This is a genomic window from Campylobacter sp. RM12642 (genome assembly GCF_020137635.1).
In the GTDB taxonomy this organism is placed as follows: Bacteria; Campylobacterota; Campylobacteria; order Campylobacterales; family Campylobacteraceae; genus Campylobacter_E.
The window spans coordinates 1-2,818 of record NZ_JACGAT010000052.1 but is presented as its reverse complement, the minus strand read 5'-3'; the positions used below and the strand labels follow the sequence as shown (position 1 = coordinate 2,818).

The 2,818-nt window shown below is 24.7% G+C and carries 2 protein-coding genes; one reads left to right on the top strand and one right to left on the bottom strand.

All coding sequences use genetic code 11. The annotated features are described in order from the left end of the window. The first annotated feature begins 127 nt into the window (after nt 1-127). Complete coding sequence (locus AVBRAN12642_RS09550) at nt 128-1,270, top strand: MFS transporter (protein ID WP_214120638.1); 1,143 nt, start codon at nt 128-130, stop codon at nt 1,268-1,270. A 167-nt stretch (nt 1,271-1,437) separates the two neighbouring features. Here AVBRAN12642_RS09550 and AVBRAN12642_RS09545 read toward each other — a convergent pair whose 3' ends face one another. After that, a complete protein-coding gene (locus AVBRAN12642_RS09545; RefSeq protein WP_214120637.1) occupies nt 1,438-2,499 on the bottom strand; it encodes a tyrosine-type recombinase/integrase in 1,062 nt (353 codons plus the stop codon). Between the last annotated feature and the right edge of the window lie 319 nt (nt 2,500-2,818).

Here is a 2,818-nt window from a genome sequence, read left to right as displayed (position 1 = left end):
AATCTAACTTAAGCAACGAATATTTAAAGCTTTCAATTTATTTTAAATCACTTAATTATTCACTATAAAAGTAGCTTTAATTACAAACAAGAACTATAATAAACCTATGCAAAGTAATTTTAAATTTATGCTTTTAATAGTTTCATTAGGTTCATTTTTAAGCACATTAGCGCTTAATCAAATTCTACCGCTTTTACCATTTATTATGCAAGAATATGGAGTGAGCGGAGATAAGATTAGCTTATATAGTGGTTTAGCTTATGCTGGTAGCACACTTACTATGGCGTTGTTTGCACCATTATGGGGTATTTTAGCTGATAAATATGGTCGTAAAAAAATGCTTTTAAGAGCTAGTTTTGGTATGGGCTTGTGCTTGTTAATTAGCGTATTTTTAAAAACCGCAGAATCATTTATAATACTTAGATTTATTATGGGATTTTTTTCTGGGTTTAACCCTGCTTGTATTGCATTAATAGCTGTTAATGCTCCTAAAGATGATGTGAATGTATCTCTTGCAAAACTTAGCTCATTTCAGATAACAGGCTCGCTTTTAGGACCATTGTTTGGTGGAGTATTAATGCACTTTTTTGATTTTAGAGTTCAGTTTGCAATATCGGGATTTTTATTAATTAGTATATTTTTATTGATATTGTTTTTTGTAAAAGAAGATTTTACTCCAGTTCCTAAAGGCGAAAAAATAAGGCTTGATAAAGGCTTGTATTCATTTGTAATAGTTTTGTGTTTAGCTTCGTTTTTAGTGCAGTATTCTCAAACATTTATAGGTCCTATAATCGGCTTATTTGTTTCAAAATTAGTAGATCATAAAGAATTAGCTACAGGTTTTTGCTTTAGTTTAGCAGGAATTGCTAGTGCTATATTTGCTCCGAAATTATCAAAATTAGCAAAAGATTATGGAGAAGTTAATTTAATTTTAATTAGCACTTTTGCTTTGTTTATATGTTTAATATTGCATTATTTTACTAGCCATAATTTTTGGTTATTTTGCTTAGTTAGGTTTATAACCGGTATTAGCTTTTGCTCTATTATGCCTAGTGTTTATTCTATGATAAGAAAAAAGATACCCAAACAAATTAGCTCAAAAATATTTGGAATAAATCAGAGTTTTTACGGATTAGGTGCGTTTTTTGGTAGTTTAAGTGGTGGGTATTTTTATAACTTATATGATGAAAAAGTGTTTTTTATTTGTGCTAGTTTTATTTTAGCTAGTTGTTTTTTAGTTTTCTTTTATAAAAGAATAGGTTCAAAATAAAGTAGGGCATCAAGTTTAAATTTTGGAATAAATGAGAGTTTTACGGATTAGGTATATTTGTGCTATTACTTTTTATAGGATAAACACTATATAATGAAAAAAGTTTTTTTATACTTATTTTGAGCTAAATTAATTTAATAGTTTTGATGGATACATAAGAAGACTTTTTAGTCTTCTTTTAAATTATTAGCTATTTTTGCTGCTAATTTTAATTTATCATTATCAAAATGAGTATAAATTCTTGAAGTATTAAGCGAAGCATGCCCTAAGGCTTCTTGGACTAATAACAAATCTTTTTCTTTTTTATAAAGTAGGGTAGCAAAACTATGTCTTAACATATGAGCTCCATTTTTTTCTTTGCGAATACCTGCTGCTAATAATACATTTTCAATTAATCTTGATATATAAGCTTGAGTTAATGGCTTACCTTGTTTATTTGTAAATAAGTATTGATTAGGTTCGGCGAAATTATTAAAATATTCTAAATGCTCTTTAATGGAATTTATATTTAGTAAAACCACTCTATATTTATTACCTTTAGCATGAATTCTAAGGCTTATCAAATCATTTTCATAGCTAATATCTTTTAACCTTAATCTAAGAACTTCATTAACCCTTACTCCAGTAAATAATATGATTTTTATAGCAAGTTTATTTCTGTCTTGATTACTTTTAAACTCATAATTATTTAGAGTATTTAAAAATGTTTTCATTTGCTCTTCACTCATAAATTCTGGTAGTTTTTGTCCTGATGATGAGTTTAATCCTGACCAGTTTTTTAACTCTATTTCATAAACATAAGAACTATCATCATCTTTATTTTGTGAACTTAAAAATTTAAAAAAATTAACTATAGCGATTTTGTGATTTTTTTTACTCGCATCACTAAGACCTGCTGTTATACTTGATAGAATTTCAATTACTAATTCTTCATCAATTAGTTTTAGAGAGTACAGCTTATAGTGAATTATTTGCTCGTAAAATTTTTTAATAGGGTTAAAATAAGTATTTACACCAATCATTCCTATATTTCTTGATTTTTTAGCTAACTCATCTAATTCTTCTATAGTGAAATTATTTTTACTTAAAGCAATATTAATCTCTCTTAATTCTTCTGCTTTTTCAAGTAGTTTATTTGATAAAGAATTTAATTTAAATTTAAGAAATTTAGCTATCCAAAATAAAAATGATTTTGAAAAATTGTCTTCACAATCTAAAGGGTATTTCATAATTGTTCCTTAAAATAAGTTGTTTAATATAGAAAAAATTATAATAAAAGAAGATTATATTATAAACTTAGTTTTCAATATAAATTTAATATGTAAAATTTTATTAAAAATAATAATAAAAAAATATGATAATTTTACATAAAATAATACATAGAATAATATGATTATTTTTATAAATATACTAAATATCGTATAAAATATCAAAAATTATTTATATATTTTATTAAAATAATTAATATAGAAATAACTCAAATTTATATTAAGCATATAAAAAATAGTTTGAAAATTATATTACATATATAAATTAAATTCTAAAACC

What these genes read in the sequence shown, in the direction of transcription:
- AVBRAN12642_RS09550 (WP_214120638.1), top strand. Translation starts at nt 128, where the DNA reads ATGCTTTTAATAGTTTCATTAGGTTCATTTTTAAGCACATTAGCGCTT.
- AVBRAN12642_RS09545 (WP_214120637.1), bottom strand. Translation starts at nt 2,499, where the DNA reads ATGAAATACCCTTTAGATTGTGAAGACAATTTTTCAAAATCATTTTTA.